This window comes from Streptomyces sp. NPDC088400 (assembly GCF_044753355.1).
Taxonomy (GTDB): Bacteria; Actinomycetota; Actinomycetes; order Streptomycetales; family Streptomycetaceae; genus Streptomyces.
The window spans coordinates 656509-673978 of sequence record NZ_JBIVMZ010000002.1 but is presented as its reverse complement, the minus strand read 5'-3'; the positions used below and the strand labels follow the sequence as shown (position 1 = coordinate 673978).

The 17470-nt window shown below is 70.4% G+C and carries 1 protein-coding gene; it reads right to left on the bottom strand.

Annotated features, from left to right (window positions below):
- Nucleotides 1–17: 17 nt before the first annotated feature.
- Nucleotides 18–17327 (bottom strand): SDR family NAD(P)-dependent oxidoreductase, encoded by a 17310-nt coding sequence (locus ACIQD6_RS07280; protein ID WP_401879159.1) that lies wholly within the window; start codon nucleotides 17325–17327, stop codon nucleotides 18–20.
- Nucleotides 17328–17470: the final 143 nt, after the last annotated feature.

Sequence of the window (17470 nt, the reverse complement as noted above, 5' to 3'; positions counted from 1 at the left end):
TGCTGCCATGAGCTCCCTCATCCTTCGAGTTCGCGATCGATGATGTCGAACATTGAATCGAGCGAAGCGGAGTCGATGTCGTCGTTCTCGGCACCGTCACCACCGCCCAAGTTTTCTTCCAGCCGCGCCGCCATCGCCTTGACCCGCGACCGGATCTGCTGGCGCAGCGCGTCGTCCTGGGCCATGGCGAACACGGCGGCTTCGAGCTTCTCCAGGTCACCCAGGCCGGCTTCGCCGTCGCCGGAAGCCCTGTTGAACTCGTCGCGCAGATATCCGGCGAGGCCGATGATCGTCGGGTGGTCGAAGATCAGGGTGGCGGGCAGGGTGAGCGCGGTCGCGCCGCCCAGCCGGTTCCGCAGGTCCACCGCCGTCAGCGAGTCGAACCCGAGGTCCTTGAACGCCCGCCCCGGATCGACCGCACCCGCCGAACCGTGCCCCAGCACCGCAGCCACCTGCGACTGGACCAGGTCCAGCAGCACCCGGTCCTGCTCGGCCGTGGTCCGGCCCCGCAGACGGCGGGCGAGCGCGTCAGGGCTGCCCGCGCCGTCCCGGCTCCCGGCACGCCGCTGCCGTACGGCGGGCGGTACGAGGCCGTGCAGCACGCCGGGCAGGCTGTCCCGACGCGCTGCCAGTGCCGAGGTGTTGACCGACACGGGCAGCGCGACCGGCTCGTCGGAGCGTACGGCCGTGTCGAACAGCGCGAGCGCGTGCTCGGTGGCCAGCGGCGCGAATCCCTGCCCGCGGAGGCGGGCGATGTCCGTGTCGCCGAGGCGGCCGCCCATGCCGTCGGCGTGCTCCCACATGCCCCAGGCGAGAGATACGGCGGGGAGCCCCTGGGCGCGGCGGGCCGTCGCCAGCGCGTCGAGCACGGTGTTGCTCGCCGCGTAGGCGGACTGACCGGGGTTGCCGACCACACCGGCGATCGAGGAGAAGAGTACGAACGCCTCCAGGTCGGCCTTGGCCGTGAGGTCGTGCAGCCGCAGCGCCGACTCCGCCTTCGCCGACAGCACATCGGCCAGGCGCTCCGGAGTGAGGCCGGTGATCATGCCGTCGTCGAGTACGCCCGCGGCGTGCACCACTCCGGCCAGCGGTGCGTCTTCGGGGATCGTGTCGAGCGCTTCGGCGAGCGCCCGCTCGTCACTGACGTCGCAGGCGGTGATCCGCACCTGGGCGCCGAGGTCGGTGAGTTCCTGGTGGAGTCGCCCGGCGTCGGGGGCCTCGGGGCCCCGGCGGGAGAGCAGCAGCAGGCTCCGTGCTCCGTGCGTGGTGACCAGGTGCCGGGCGATGACGGCGCCCAGGCCACCGGTCCCGCCGGTGATCAGGACCGTGCCCTTGTCCCAGCGTGTCGTCGGAGCGTCGTCGTCCGCTTCGGAGGCCATCCGCGCGATGCGGGGTACGAAGGCCCGTCCCTCGCGCACCGCGAGCTGGCTTTCCCCCGACTGCCGCGACACGGCCGGGTCCGTGGACACAGCCGCCGGATAGGACGCGAGCGCACGGTAGGAGTCCGGCGCGTCGTCCAGGTCGGCGAGCGCGAAGCGGCCGGGGTGCTCGTTGATCGCGGATCGCACCAGGCCCCAGACCCCGGCACCCGCCAGGTTCAGTTCGCGGGCGTCGTCGGCAGGGCTGACGGCGGTCGCGCCCGTGGTCGACACCAGCAGGCGCGAACCCGTCAGGCGCTTTTCGGCCAGCCACGCTCGCATGACGCCCAGCACATCAGTAACCGCACCAAGGAGATCCCCAGATTTCGCGGCCATCGGCAACACCACCGTGGCCGGAACCACCACCCCGTCGTCCAGAGCGGAGACCAAAGCGGTCAGATCGGAGTAACCGGTCACGGAGACACCCGCTTCGGTCCACGCGGTCAACGCGTCGCCGCCCTGCGGACCAGTCCCGAGGACGGCCCAGTCGCCGCGTTCGCCCGAGCCGTGTTCGGCCGAGCCGTGTTCACCCGATTCGGCCGGGGTGGGCGCGGGGGTCCACTCCAGACGGAAGAGGCTGTCGGCCGTGGCTCGGGCGGCGGCCAGGTCGGCCGTCAGGTCGGCGGCGGAAACCGGCCGCAGCACAAGGGAGTCGATCTCGGCCACCGGGTCACCGCCCGCATCGGCCACCCGTAGCGCGAATTCGCCCGTGCCGCGCCTCGACAGCCGTACGCGTACGGCCCCCGCGCCGACGGCGGACAGCGACACACCCGACCAGAGGAACGGCAGCATCGCGCCCTCGGCCGACTGGTCCTGGAGCGCCAACGCGTGCAGGACGGTGTCCAGCAGCGCGGGGTGCAGACCGTACGCGGAGGAGTCCTCGGCGATCTCCTCGGGCAGAACCGCCTCTACGAATATGTCGTCGCCGTTCGCCCAGACCTCACGCAGGCCCTGGAACGCGGGGCCGTAGGACAGTCCGGCCTCGGTCAGCCGCTCGTACAGACCGTCCAGCGGAAGGGCTTCGGCACCGACGGGCGGCCAGACGGACAGATCCCAGTCGGGGGCAACGGGCTGTGCCGGTACGAGAGTTCCGGTGGCGTGCAGTGTCCACGGCCGACCGGTGTCGATGTCGGCATCCTGTGTACGGGAGTAGACCCGCAGCGCACGCCGCCCGTCCGTATCGGGCTCCGGCTCATCGACACTGACCTGCACACTGACCGCGCCGCCGCGCGGAAGGACCAACGGCGCCAGGAGCGTCAGATCCTCCACCCGGCCACAACCGACCCGGTCGCTTGCCTGCACCGCCAACTCGACCAGGGCGGTCCCTGGGACCAGCACCGAACCGGCCACCACATGATCGCCCAACCACGGATGCGAACCCACCGACAACCGCGACGTCAGCAGCACCGCATCCGAACCCGCAACCGACACCGCCGCACCCAACAGCGGATGACCGGCAGCGCCCAGCCCCAGGCCACCGAGATCACTCACCGACCGGCCAGGACGCAGCCAGAACCGCTGCCGCTGGAAGGCGTACGTCGGCAGAGCCACCCGGCGGGCACCGGTCCCGGCGAATACGGACGACCAATTCACGTCCGTACCGCGTACGTACAACTCCGCCACCCCGATCATCAAGGTCTCGGCCTCGGCCCGGCCCTTCCGCAGCACAGCGATGGCGGGAACATCGACGGCGGCCGACGTGAGACTGGTGAGCACGGGGTCGGGACCGACCTCCAGCAGCCGGGTGACGCCCTGCGTGCCAACGGCGGATGTCACGGCGTCCTGGAATCGAACCGGCCGGCGGATCTGCTCGGTCCAGTAGGCGGCGGTCGTCCAGTCACCGTCGGCAAGCGCCTGTCCGGAGACGGTACTGACGGCCGGGAGCGTCGGCTCCCGGTAGTCGACCGTCGCGGCGATCTCGCCGAACTCCGCCAGCATCGGCTCCATCAACGGCGAATGGAACGCGTGACTCACCCGCAGCCGGGACACGCGACGCTCCTGCTCACGCGCCACTGACATGGCCTGTTCGACCGCGTCCTCGTCACCGGAAACGACGACCGCCGTGGGCCCGTTCACCGCAGCGACCACAATCCGTGTATCGCCCGACAGCCCGGCCAGTATCTCCATGACCTCGGCCTCGGAGGCCTCGATCGCCGCCATCGCACCACCCTCGGGCAGCGCCTGCATCAACCGCGCACGACCCGCCACCAACCGCGCACCGTCGGCCACATCGAACACACCCGCCGCATACGCGGCAGCGAACTCACCGATCGAATGACCGAAGACCACATCCGGGCTCGTACCCCACGACCGCAGCAGCTCCACCAACGCCACCTGCACGGCGAACAACAACGACTGCGCATAACCGGTCCGGTCCAGCAGCGCCGCAGCATCGGAACCCTCCGCCGCGAACAACACCTCCCGCACCGGAACCCCGAAGCCCGCCACACCACTCAACTCGGCGTCCAACAGACCACAGACCTCGTCCAGAGCCTGGGCGAACACCGGGAACGCGGCGTGGAGTTCACGCCCCATCCCCAGCCGCTGACTGCCCTGCCCCGTGAACATCCACGCCGTACGACCCTCGGCCACCGTGCCCGACACCACCGACACACCACCCAGGTCCGCAAGACCCGCCCGCAGAGCATCCCGGTCACCACCGAGCACCACCGCACGCCGCTCCAACGCCGCACGAGTCGTCACCAACGACAGACCCACATCCAACGCATCGGCATCCCGCTCCCCGACGAAGTCCGCCAGGCGGAGTGCCTGGGCCTCCAGCGCCTGTGTACTGCGTCCCGACAGGACCCACGGCACGGTCGGCAGCTCGGTCGTGGGCCGGTCCTCGGCCACGGCCGGGACGGTCTCGGGAGCCTCCTCGATGATCACGTGCGCATTCGTGCCACTGATCCCGAACGACGAGACACCCGCACGACGGACACGCTCACCACGCGGCCACTCCCGGGCCTCGGTCAGCAACTCGACCGCACCGGTCGCCCAGTCCACATGCGACGAACGCTCTTCGGCATAAAGGGTCTTGGGCAGTCGCTGCTCACTCAGCGCCATCACCATCTTGATCAGCCCGGCGACACCCGCCGCCGCCTGTGGATGGCCGATGTTCGACTTGATCGATCCCAGCCACAGCGGATCGTCGTCGGTACGAGCCTGACCGTAGGTGGCGAGGAGAGCCTGCGCCTCGATCGGGTCACCCAGCTTCGTACCCGTACCGTGCGCCTCCACCGCGTCCACGTCGGACGCCGACAGCCGCGCGGAGGCCAGCGCCTGCCGGATCACGCGCTGCTGCGACGGACCGTTCGGCGCCGTCAGACCATTCGACGCACCGTCCTGATTGACCGCACTGCCCCGTACGACCGCCAGCACGTTGTGCCCCAACCGCCGGGCGTCCGAGAGACGTTCGACCACCAGGACTCCGGCACCCTCGGCCCAGCCCGTACCGTCCGCGTCCTCCGCGAAGGACTTGCACCGGCCGTCACCGGACAGCCCGCCCTGCCGGGCGAACTCCAGGAACATGCCCGGGTTCGCCATGATCGTCGCACCACCGGCGAGCGCCATGTCGCACTCCCCCATACGCAGCGCCTGGCACGCGAGGTGCAGGGCGACCAGCGCGGACGAGCAGGCCGTGTCCACCGACACCGCCGGGCCCTCCAGGCCGAGGGCGTAGGACAGTCGGCCCGACGCGACGCTCGGAGTGACGCCGGTCAGCAGGTAGCCCTCGGTCTCGGCGCCCGCCTCGTGCAGCTGCCCGCCGTAGCCGTTGCCGGACACGCCCGCGAACACGCCGGTGGACGAGCCGCGCAGTGATCGCGGGTCGATGCCCGCTCGCTCGACAGCCTCCCACGCCGTTTCCAGCAGCAGCCGCTGCTGCGGATCCATCACGAGCGCCTCACGCGGCGAGATCCCGAACAGTTCAGCGTCGAAGTCCCCTGCGTCCGGTACGAATCCGCCGACGGCGACGATGTCGCGCAGTGCCTGCTCGTCCCAGCCACGGTCGGCGGGGAAGGGTGTGATGCCGTCCCGTCCCGAGGCCACCAGGTCCCACAGAGTCTCCGGCGAGGTGACGTCCCCCGGGAAGCGGCAGCCCATGCCCACGATCACAATCGGCTCATCGGTGCCACCGATGGGAGCCGGGACCGATGGAGCCGGTGTTCCGGCCGGGACGACCGCCGCGCCGAGTACCTGTTCACGCAGATGGCCCGCGAGGGCGGACGGTGTCGGATGGTCGAAGATGAGCGTCGCGGGCAGGTGCAGGGCCGTGGCCGTGTTCAGGCGGTTACGCAGGTCGACCGCAGTGAGCGAGTCGAAGCCGAGGTCCCGGAAGGCACGGACCGGGTCGATCGCCGCCGCCGAGGTGTGTCCCAGCACTGTCGCGACCTGATTCTGTACGAGGTCGAGCAGCAGCCGGATCTGCTCGGCGTCGGACAGGCCTCGCAGTCGGCGGGCCAGCGCGCCACCGGTTTCGGCAGCGGCCTGCCCAGCCGTACGACGCTGTTGGGCGGCGAGGGGCACCAAACCGTGCAGCACGGCCGGCAGGCTCTCGCGCTGCGCGGCCAGCGCGGGGGGCAGCAGGGCGACCGGCACAGCCAGCGGTTCGTTGATCCGCAGGGCGGTGTCCAGCAGGTTCAGTCCGTGATCGGTCTCCAGGGCCGGGAAGCCCTGGCGTGCCATCCGGTTGAGGTCGGTTTCGTTGAGGGTGCCGCCCATGCCGGCGGAGTTCTCCCACATGCCCCACGCCAGCGACACACCCGGCAACCCCTGCGCCCGACGGGACACCGCAAGCGCGTCCAACACCGAGTTCGCAGCCGCATAAGCCGACTGGCCCGCGTTGCCCACCACACCCGCGAACGACGAGAAGAGAACGAACGCGTCGAGGCCGTGAGACGCGGTGAGTTCGTGCAGGTGCAGAGCCGAGTCGGTCTTCGCCGCCAGCACCCGCGCCAACCGCTCCGGCGTCAGATCCGCGATCAGACCGTCGTCCAGGACACCGGCCGTATGCACCACACCAGACAACGGCACATCATCCGGAATCGTATCGAGGACACCCGCCAGGGCCGTACGGTCGCTGACGTCACAGGCGGCGATCGTGACCCGCGCCCCCAGATCGGTCAGCTCTCGTTCGAGGTCGCCCGCGCCGGGCGCTCCTGGGCCACGGCGGGAGAGCAGCAGCAGGTCCCGTATTCCGTGTTCGGTGACCAGATGACGGGCCACGACCGCACCCAGACCACCCGTACCACCCGTGACCAGCACCGTACCGGCCTCACGCCACGGCCCCGGAACAGTGAGTACGACCTTCCCGACATGCTTGGCCTGACCCAGGAACCGCAACGCCTCCGGCGCCCGCGCAAGATCCCACGCCGTCACCGGAACCGGACGCAGCACACCGCCCTCGAACAGCTCCAGCAACGCCGCCAGCATCTCACCGATACGCTCCGGACCCGCATCCATCACATCGAACGCCCGGTAAACCACACCCGCGTAATCGGCGGCCACCTCATCCGCATCACGGATGTCGGTCTTGCCCATCTCCACGAACCGGCCACCCGGCTTCACCAGCCGCAACGACGCATCGACGAACTCGCCCGCCAGACAGTCCAGTACGACATCGACCCCGGCCCCGTCCGTGACCCGCGAGAAGATCTCCTCGAACTCCGTGGTCCGGGAGGAGGCAATACGCTCAGCGCCGATACCAAGTTCGCGCACGGTCGGCCACTTGGCCTGGCTCGCCGTCGCGAACACCTCCGCACCCAGATGCTGAGCGAGCTGCACGGCCGCCATCCCCACACCACCGGCAGCCGCGTGGATGAGGACCGACTCACCCCCGTCCAGGCCGGCCAGGTCAACCAGCGAGTAGTACGCCGTCAGGAACACGATCGGCACCGACGCCGCCTGCTCGAACGACCAACCCTCCGGAACACGCGCCAGCATCCGCGCATCCGCCACCGCCGCCGGACCGAACCCACCATCCAGCAGACCCATCACCCGGTCACCCACAGACCAGCCAGCAACCCCCGGGCCGACCTCCACGATCACACCCGCACCCTCATGCCCCAAGCGCCCGGCATCACCCGGATACATCCCCAGCACACTCAGCACATCACGGAAATTGACCCCAGCCGCCCGCACACCAACCCGTACCTGACCAGGACCCAACCGCCGGGGCTCCTCAGGCACCAGGGCGACGCCGTCCAGCCGCCCCTTGCCCACCACATCCATCCGCCAGGCCGAACCCACACCCACCGGAGGCACCAACACCCCACCCGAACCCATCCGCACCATCCGCGGCAACCACACCCCACCACCACGAACAGCGAACTGCCCCTCACCCACGCCACCGGACAGACACCCGGCCAACACCCGCCAGGACTCCCGCCCGGCATCCACGTCAGCGAGAACGAACCGGCCAGGACTCTCACTCAAAGCCGAACGCACCAACCCCCACACACCCGCACCACCAAGATCCAACACACCCGAAGTAGCCCCCTCGGAGACCACATCCACCGCGCCGGACGTCACCACCACCAGCCGAGAACCGGAAAAACGCGGCTCAGCCAACCAGCCCCGCACCACAGCCAACACACCAGACACCACCTCAACCACCTCCCCCTCGGCGGCATCCAGAGGAAGCAGAACCGTGTCCGGCACGTCAGCACCCGCGTCAAGAGCAGCGGTCAACGCGGCCAGATCGGCGTAATCCGTCGCCGGGACACCCAGATCCGGGACGCTCTCGCCGAGCACCGCCCACACACCTGGCTCCACGCGCTCACGGGACTCCGGTGCGGGAACCCAGTCGAGACGAAAAAGACTGTCCCGGGTCGGAGAATTCGCCGCAGCCAGGTCCGCCGTCGACACCGACCGCAGCACCAACGACTCCACCTCAGCCACCGGCACACCCACACCATCAGCAACACGGAGAGACACCTCTCCGGATCCCTGAACGGAGACACACACCCGTACCGCAGCCGCGCCTACCGCCGACAGCGACACACCCGACCACAGGAACGGCAGAGACGCTCCCCCATCGCCCGAATCGCCAAGTCCCAGCGCATGCAGTACGGAGTCCAGCAGCGCCGGATGCAGACCAAAACCGGCCGCGTCACCGGACAACGACTCCGGCAGGGCAGCCTCGACGTAATAGTCCTCGCCCTGCCGCCACACCTCACGCAGACCACGGAACGCCGGCCCATACGACAGACCTGCACCCGACAACCGCTCATACAGACCGTCCAGCGCCACCGACTCCGCGCCCACAGGCGGCCACGCCCGCAGATCCCAGTCAGCGGCAACCGCACCGGAGGTCAAGATCCCGGTGGCGTGCAGAGTCCACGATTCCTCGGCGTCGGTGTCCTCCTGGCGCGAGTAGATCCGTACCGCACGCCGCTCGTCACTCGCCTCTTCGGCCGTGTCGATGCCTATCTGGACCTGCACCGCGCCCTGCTCCGGCAGCACCAACGGCGCCTGAAGCGTCAACTCCTCGACCCGGTCACAACCGACCCGGTCACCCGCCTGCACCGCCAACTCCACAAACACCGTGCCCGGCACCAGCACCGAACCCGCCACCACATGATCGCCCAGCCACGGATGCGACCCCACCGACAACCGCGACGTCAACAACACCGCGCCCGAACCCGCGACCGTCACCGCCGCACCCAGCAGGGGGTGTTCAGTGACGCCCAGCCCCAGACCACGGGCATCCGTGGCCAGGCGCGGAGCGTCCAGCCAGTACCTCTGGTGCTGGAAGGCATACGTCGGCAGATCCACCCGCACGGCACCCGCTCCCGCGAACACCGCCGCCCAGTCCACCTCCGCACCACGTACGAACATCTCCGCGACCGCCGACAGAACCGCCTCCGCCTCGGACCGCCCCTTACGCAGAACAGCCGCTGCCGTCACGTCCTCCGAGGCGGACTGAGCCAACGCGGCCAGCACCGGGTCCGGACCGATCTCCAGCAGCCGCGACACGCCACGCGCACTGGTGGCGGTCTCAAGCGCGTCATGGAAACGGACCGGCTCGCGGACCTGACGCACCCAGTACTCCGGGCTCGCCCAGCCCTCCTCCGCCACCAGTTCGCCGGTCACCGTACTGACGGCCGGCAGAATCGGCTGCCGGTAGTCGACAGCTTCAGCCACCTGCTCGAACTCCGCGAGCATCGGCTCCATCAACGGCGAATGGAACGCATGGCTCACCCGCAGCCGGGACACGCGACGACCGTCGGTACGGGCCACCGCCATGGCCCGCTCAACCGCGTCCTCATCACCCGAAACGACCACCGCCGTAGGCCCGTTGACCGCCGCCACCGCGATCCGCGCACCGTCCGACAATCCACCCAGGATGTCAGCGACCTCGTCCTCGGACGTCTCGATCGCCGCCATCGCACCACCCTCGGGCAGCGCCTGCATCAACCGCGCACGACCCGCCACCAACCGCGCACCATCAGCCAGATCAAACACACCCGCCGCATACGCCGCCGCGAACTCACCGACCGAATGACCCATCACCACGTCCGGAGCCGTGCCCCACGACCGCAGCAACTCCACCAACGCCACCTGCACAGCGAACAACAACGACTGCGCATAACCGGTCCGGTCCAGCAGCGCCGCCGCGTCCGAGCCCTCCGCCGCGAACAACACCTCGCGCACCGGAACCCCGAAGCCCGCCACACCGTCCAACTCGGCGTCCAGCAGCCCACAGACCTCGTCAAACGACCGAGCGAACGCCGGGAAGGTCTCGTACAGTTCGCGGCCCATACCCAGCCGCTGGCTGCCCTGCCCCGTGAACATCCAGGCCGTACGGCCCTCCGTCACCGACCCCGCCACCACCGCTGACGTATCACCGCCGGCCAGCGCCGCGACACCCGCACGCAACCCAGCAAAGTCTCCACCCAGCACCACCGCGCGGTGGTCGAGCAGCGCACGCGTCGTCGCCAGCGACAACCCGACATCGGCACCGGAGTGGCCCTGCCCCTGCTCACCGGCGAATTCGGCCAGGCGTCCCGCCTGGGACCGGAGTGCCTGGGCGCTGCGCGCCGAGAGCACCCAGGGGACCGACGGCAGTTCAGCCGAGGGGGATTCCTTCGCCACAGCAGGAGCGGAAGGAGCTTCTTCGATGATGACGTGGGCGTTGGTGCCGCTGATGCCGAACGACGAGACACCCGCACGACGCGGACGCTCCCCCTTCGACCACGCACGCGACTCCCGCAACAGCCGCACGGCGCCCGCCGACCAGTCCACCTGACCCGACGGCTCATCCACGTGCAGCGTCCGAGGCAACCGCTCAGCACCCAGCGCCAGCACCATCTTGATCAACCCGGCAACACCCGCCGCCGCCTGGGTATGACCGATGTTCGACTTCACCGAACCCAGCCACAACGGATCGTCGTCACTGCGGTCCTGACCGTAAGTGGCGAGCAGTGCCTGCGCCTCGATCGGGTCACCCAGCTTCGTACCCGTACCGTGCGCCTCCACGACGTCCACGTCAGAGGTCGACAGCCGTGCGGCGGCGAGTGCCTGCCGGATCACGCGCTGCTGCGACGGACCGTTCGGCGCCGTCAGTCCGTTCGACGCACCGTCCTGGTTCACCGCCGAACCACGCACCACCGCAAGCACGTTGTGCCCCAGCCGCCGCGCATCCGACAACCGCTCCAGCACCAGCACACCGGCACCCTCGGACCAGCCCGTACCATCCGCCCCGTCCGCGAACGACTTGCACCGACCGTCCGCCGCCAGACCCCGCTGACGCGAGAACTCGACGAATGTCGAGGGTGTCGCCATGACGGTGACACCTCCGGCCAGAGCTGTGTCGCATTCGCCGGACCGCAGGGCCTGGACGGCCCAGTGCAGCGAGACCAGCGACGACGAACACGCCGTGTCCACCGTCACCGCCGGCCCCTCGAACCCGAACACGTACGAGATCCGGCCGGAGAAGACACTGCCCGCGTTGCCGTTGGCGACGAAGCCCTCGACGTCCTGGGGCACGGTCTGCAAACGTGACGCGTAGTCGTGGTACATCAGCCCGGCGAACACACCGGTGGCCGAGCCGCGCAGGGACAGCGGGTCGATGCCCGCCCGCTCCAGCGCCTCCCAGGACGTCTCCAGCAGCAGCCGCTGCTGCGGATCCATCGCGAGCGCCTCACGCGGCGAGATCCCGAACAGCTCCGCGTCGAACTCCGCCGCGTCATGCAGAAATCCACCCTCACGCACGTACGACGTACCCGCACGGTTCGCGTCCGCGTCCGCGTCGAAGAGCGAGGAGACGTCCCAGCCACGGTTGGTCGGGAAGGCCGTGATCCCGTCACCGGCGCTGTCGACCAGGTTCCACAGTGCCTCGGGGGACGTCACACCACCGGGGTAGCGGCAGCCCATACCGACGATCGCGATGGGCTCGTCGGCGTCCGACGACCTGGACGGCCTCCGCACAAGATCCTGGTCCGCCGTCGTCTCGCCCAGCAACTCTTCGCGGAGGAAAGCGGCGAGTGCGGTGGGGCTGGGGTGGTCGAAGACCAGCGTCGCGGGCAGGGTGAGCGCGGTCGCGCCGCCCAGCCGGTTCCGCAGGTCCACCGCCGTCAGTGAGTCGAACCCGAGATCCTTGAACGCCCGCCCGGGATCGACCGCGCCCGCGGAGGCGTGCCCCAGTACCGCGGCCACTTCGGTCTGTACGACGTCCAGCAGCACCCGGTCCCGCTCTGCTGCCGACAGGCCCCGCAGGCGGCGGGCCAGTCCGCTCACATCGGCACCCCGTCCGGCCGTCCGGCGCCGGTGGGTGACGGGGAGGAGGCCGTGCAGCACGCCGGGCAGGCTGTCGCGCCGTGCGGCGAGTGCGGTGGTCCGCAGGGCGACGGGCAGTGCGAGGGGTTCGTCGATCCGCAGCGCCACGTCGAACAGCGCCAGCGCGTCCTGTGTAGGCAGCGGCGGGAAGCCTTGGCGCCGCATGCGCGCGATGTCCGGGTCACCGAGGCGGCCACCCATGCCGTCGGCGTGCCCCCACATGCCCCACGCGAGCGACACTCCGGGCAGGCCCTGCGCCCGCCTCGAAACCGCGAGCGCGTCCAGCACGGTGTTGGCGGCAGCGTACGCGGCCTGTCCGGCGTTGCCGATGACGCCCGCGATGGAGGAGAACAGGACGAACGCGGTCAGGTCGTCGTTGCCTGCCGTCAACTCGTGCAGATGGATGGCGGCTTCGGCCTTGGCGGCGAGCACCTGGGCGAGCCGCTCCGGCGTCAGGTCGGCGATCATGCCATCGCCGAGGACACCAGCGGCGTGAACGACACCGGTCAGAGGCGCGTCCTCGGGAATGGTGTCCAGCGCTTGGGCCAGCGCGTCACGGTCGGCCGCGTCGCAGGCCGCGAGGGTGACATGGGCGCCGAGGCCGGTGAGTTCGCGTCGCAGTTCGTCCGCGCCCGGAGCCTGCGGGCCACGGCGGGAGAGCAGCAGCAGGTTCCGTACGCCGTGCCTGGAGACCAGGTACCGGGCCATGACGGCGCCGAGTCCGCTCGTACCACCGGTGATCAGTACGGTGCCCTGCCCGTTCCAGGCACCGGGCGCGTCCTCTACGGCGATGTCTGCCGGAACCGTACCGTCGGCGGCGGTCGTTGGGGCCGTGCCGTTCGCGGTGGCGGGCATCCGTGCCATCCGGGGCAGCCACACCGTGCCCTGCCGTACGGCGAACTCGCTCTGTTCGCCGTCGGTGAGGGTCGCCGTCAGCGCGGGATACGAGGACGGCTCACGGTCGAAGTCGGCCAGGACGAACCGGCCGGGGTGCTCGCTGATCGCCGAGCGCACCAGACCCCACACGCCCGCGCCCGCCAGATCGGTGGCCTCGGTGTGCACGGCGCGGGAGGTCAGTACCACCAGCCGGGAGTCCATGAGCCGCCGTTCGGCCAGCCATGCCCGTACGGTCCGCAGGACGCCGGACACCACGTCGGTGACCCCGGCGTCGGTGCCGTGTGCCAGCGGCAGCACGACGGTGTGCGGGGCGACATCGCCCGCGTCGAGGGCCGTGGTCAGCGCGGCGAGGTCCGCGTAGCCGGTCACCGGTACCCCGGCGGCCTGCCACTCCCCCGGGTCGCCGAGCACACACCAGGAGCCGGACTCGTCCGGTTCGACGTCTCGGTCGCCGACCTCGACGGCGGTCCAGTCCAGCCGGAACAGGCTGTCCGCGACCGGAGAACCCTCCGCGCCGTCGACAAGATCGACGGACGACATGGGCCGCAGCAGCAGGGAATCCACCTCGGCGACCGGTTCACCGGCCCCGTCCGCGATCCGCAGCGTGATCTCACCCGAGCCCGAGCCGGACCCCGAACCCGCGCCCGTACCTGCACCCGCGTCGCGCGGCGAGAGCCGCACCCGTACGGTGGAGGCGCCCACGGCGAAGAGCGATACGCCCGACCACAGGAACGGCAGCGACGCGCCCCCGGACGTACCGTCGGACGTGCTGTCGGCCGACGCGTCCTCCCCAGCGGAAGCCGACTCCGGCAGCCCGAGGGCGTGCAGGACCGTGTCGAGCAGGGCCGGGTGGAGCCCGAACTCGGCTCCCTCCTCGGCGATTTGCCCGGGCAGGGACGCCTCCACGAACAGGTCCTCGCCCCGCCGCCACACATCCGTCAGGCCTCGGAACGCCGGTCCGTAGGCGAGCCCCGCGTGGGCCAGCCGCTCGTACAGGCCCTCGATCCCGTCGGCGCCGTCGGCCGGTACGGGCTCGGCGTCCGCCGGGGGCCAGGCGCGGAGGTCCCACTCCGGGGCCTGCCTCGCGGCAGTGAGGGTGGCGGTGGCGTGCAGGGTCCACGGCTGGTCGGTCGGCGCGTCCTGCGGGCGGGAGTAGATTCGGGCCGTGCGCAGCCGGTCGTCGTCCTCGGCCGGTTCGACGCTGATCTGGAGGTGGACGGTGCCGTCCTCCGGCAGGATGAGCGGCGCCCGCAGGGTCAGGTCCGCCACCCGGTCGCAGCCCGCCTGGTCGCCGGCCTGTACGGCGAGTTCCACGAACACCGTGCCGGGCACCATGACGGATCCGGCCACCACATGGTCGGTCAGCCAGGGATGGGTCTGCGCGGACAGCCGCGAGGTCAGGAGCACCGTTTCCGAGCCCGCCGGCCGCAGCGCGGCGCCCAGCAGCGGATGCCCGACCGCCCCGAGCCCGAGGCCGCCGGCGTCGGTCACGGAGTGACCTGGCCGCAGCCAGAACCGCTGTTGCTGGAACGCGTACGTCGGCAGATCGACCCGCGCGGCACCGGTCCCCGCGAACACCGCCGCCCAGTCCAGCTTCGCGCCGCGTACGAACACCTCGGCCAGAGCGGACAGTACGGACTCGGGCTCCGCGCGGCCCTTGCGCAGCACCGACACGGCAGTCGCGTCCGTGCCACTCTGCGCGAGGCCGGTCAGCACGGGGTCGGGGCCGACCTCCAGCAGCCGGCTCACGGCCTGCTGCCCGGTCGTGGTGCGCAGTGCTTCGTGGAAGCGGACGGGCTTACGTATCTGCTCCACCCAGTAGTCGGGCGTGGACCAGTCGCCTTCGGCGAGTGTCGCGCCGGTGACGGTGCTGACGGCTGCCAGCGTCGGCCGCTGGTAGTCGACGGTCGCGGCGATCTCGCCGAACTCCGCGAGCATCGGCTCCATCAACGGCGAATGGAACGCGTGGCTCACCCGCAGCCGGGACACGCGACGGTCCTGCTCACGCGCCACCGACATGACCCGCTCGACGGCGTCCTCGTCACCCGAAACCACCACAGCCGTCGGCCCGTTGACCGCAGCGACCGCGATCCGCGCACCGTCCGACAGCCCACCCAGGATCTCCGCGACCTCGGCCTCGGACGCCTCGATCGCCGCCATCGCACCACCCTCGGGCAGCGCCTGCATCAACCGCGCACGACCCGCCACCAACCGCGCACCATCAGCCAGATCAAACACACCCGCCGCATACGCAGCCGCATACTCACCGATCGAATGACCCAGCACCACATCGGGGCTAGTGCCCCAGGAGCGGAGAAGCTCCACCAACGCGACCTGGACCGCGAACAACGCAGACTGCGCATACCCGGTCTGATCGAGCAGCGCCGCCGCGTCCGAACCCTCCGCAGCGAACAACACCTCACGGACAGAAACCCCGAAGCCCGGCCGACCCACCAACTCGGCGTCCAGGAAACCGCAGACCTCATCCACCACCCGCGCGAACACCGGATAGCTCTCATACAACTCACGGCCCATACCCAGCCGCTGGCTGCCCTGCCCCGTGAACATCCAGCCTGTACGGCCCTCCGCGACCACACCGGAGACCACGGAGCCATCACCCTCAGCCACCGCCGCGACACCCGCACGCAACGCCGCCGAATCCCCACCCAGCACCACCGCACGATGATCAAGCAGCGCACGCGACGTCACCAACGAAAAACCAACATCACCACCGGAGAGCTGGTCCCTCCCAGCAACAAACTCCGCCAGACGACCAGCCTGCGCCCGCACCGCCCCAGCACTCCGACCCGACAACACCCACGGCACCACCGGCGGCTCCCCCACAGGCCGTTCGGCGGGGGCGATCGGCTCGACAGCCGGGGCTTCCTCCACGATCACGTGGGCGTTGGTGCCGCTGATGCCGAACGCCGAGACACCCGCACGACGCGCGTTTTCCCCCTGCGGCCAGGCGCGTTCTTCGGTGAGCAGCCGTACGGCGCCGGCGCTCCAGTCGACGTGGGAGGAGGGCTCGTCGGCGTGCAGCGTGCGTGGCAGCTGCTGTGCGCGCAGCGCCATCACCATCTTGATCATGCTGGCCACACCGGCGGCGCACTGCGCGTGACCGATGTTCGACTTGACCGAGCCGAGCCACAGCGGATCGCCGTCGCGCCCCTGGCCGTACGTGGCCATCAGGGCCTGGGCCTCGATCGGGTCGCCGAGCCGGGTGCCGGTGCCGTGTGCCTCGACGGCGTCGACCTCGGCCGCCGAGATGTTCGCGGCTTCCAGGGCCTGCCGGATCACACGCTGCTGGGAGGGGCCGTTGGGGGCGCTGAGGCCGTTGGACGCGCCGTCCTGGTTGACGGCGCTGCCGCGTACGACGGCGAGGACGTCGTGTCCGAGGCGCTGTGCGTCGGACAGCCGTTCCAGGACGAGGACTCCGGCGCCCTCGGCCCAGCCCGTACCGTCCGCGTCCTCCGCGAAGGACTTGCACCGCCCGTCCCCGGCCAGCCCGCCCTGCCGGGCGAACTCCAGGAACATGCCGGGGTTGGACATGACCGTGGCACCGCCCGCGAGGGCCATGCCGCACTCTCCCGCGCGCAGTGCCTGGCAGGCGAGGTGCAGCGCCACGAGGGCGGATGAGCACGCGGTGTCGATGGACACCGCCGGGCCCTCCAGGCCGAGGGTGTAGGCGACCCGGCCCGAGGCGACGCTCGGGATGCTTCCGGTCAGCAGATAGCCCTCGGTCTCGGCCGCCGCCTCGTGCAGCTGGCCGCCGTAACCGTTGCCCGACACGCCGGAGAACACACCGGTTCGCGAGCCGCGCAGCGAGAGCGGGTCGATCCCGGCACGCTCCAGCGCCTCCCAGGACGTCTCCAGCAGCAGTCGCTGCTGCGGATCCATGGCGAGGGCCTCACGCGGCGAGATCCCGAACAGCTCGGCGTCGAACTGCGGTGCCTCGTGCAGGAATCCGCCGACCTCGGCGAAGTCGCCGAGGGTCTGGAGGTCCCAGCCCCGGTCGGCCGGGAAGGGAGTGATGCCGTCGCCCGCCGAGGACACCAGGTCCCACAGGGTCTCCGGCGAGGTGACGTCCCCCGGGAAGCGGCAGCCCATGCCCACGATCGCGATCGGCTCTCGGGACGCGGTGACCAGGTCCTGGTAGCGCTGCCAGAGCCGGTCGTTCTCCTTGAGGGACTCCCGCAGGGCTTCGACGAGTTCTTCGGAGGATGTAGTCATTTCGCTCTCCACGGTCGCGGCCTGCTGAAGTCTGTGTCGGGCCTGAGTCGGGCCTGAAAGGGAAGCCCTGGAAGGGAAGTCCGGAACTGATGCTCGGATCTCGTGCCGGACTGATGCCGGACTGATGCCGGGCGTTCTGCCTG

Bases quoted from the DNA above. Each gene is read 5' to 3' on its own strand.
- ACIQD6_RS07280 (WP_401879159.1), bottom strand. From the start codon at position 17,327: ATGACTACATCCTCCGAAGAACTCGTCGAAGCCCTGCGGGAGTCCCTC.